The organism is Vibrio sp. 1978 (assembly GCF_033344345.1).
In genome coordinates, this window is the sequence record NZ_JAWPOP010000324.1 from 1 (window position 1) to 794 (window position 794).

1 pseudogene is annotated in these 794 nt (G+C 48.0%); it reads right to left on the minus strand.

Annotation, left to right across the window (positions count from 1 at the left end):
* Window positions 1–794, minus strand: a pseudogene (gene glnA / locus R8N49_RS26390) (glutamine synthetase); the annotation flags it as partial.

Genomic DNA, 794 nt, shown 5'->3' on the forward strand with positions numbered 1-794 from the left:
TGGGATACGGATAGAAGCTGAACGGTTACGTGCAGAGTAAGCAAGCATAACTGGTGCTTCAAATCCAGGTACAAGACGCTTGTACGAGTTTGTTGATGGGTTAGCAAACGCGTTGATTGCACGAGCGTGTTTGATGATACCGCCGATGTAGTAAAGCGCTGTTTCAGATAGACCGCCGTACTTGTCGCCAGCAAACAGGTTAACGCCGTCTTTTGCTAGAGATTGGTGAACGTGCATGCCAGAGCCGTTGTCGCCAACGAGTGGTTTAGGCATGAATGTCGCTGTTTTACCAAATGCGTGAGCAACGTTATGTACTACGTATTTGTAAATTTGGATTTCGTCAGCTTTCGTTGTTAGCGTATTAAAACGAGTTGCGATTTCGTTTTGACCCGCAGTCGCCACTTCGTGGTGGTGCGCTTCAACAACTAGGCCCATTTCTTCCATGATTAGACACATTGCAGAGCGGATGTCTTGAGAAGAGTCAACAGGAGCTACTGGGAAGTAACCACCTTTAACGCCTGGACGGTGACCTTTGTTACCGCCTTCGATGTCGCTGCCTGTGTTCCATGCTGCTTCGATGTCGTCAATCTTGAAGAAAGAACCTGACATGTCGTTAGAGAACTTCACGTCATCGAATAGGAAGAATTCTGGCTCAGGACCAACAAGCACTGTATCTGCGATACCTGTTGAGCGCATGTAGTCTTCAGCGCGTTTTGCGATAGAGCGTGGGTCACGGTCATAGCCTTGCATTGTTGCAGGTTCTAGGATGTCACAACGGATGTTTAGCGTTGCAT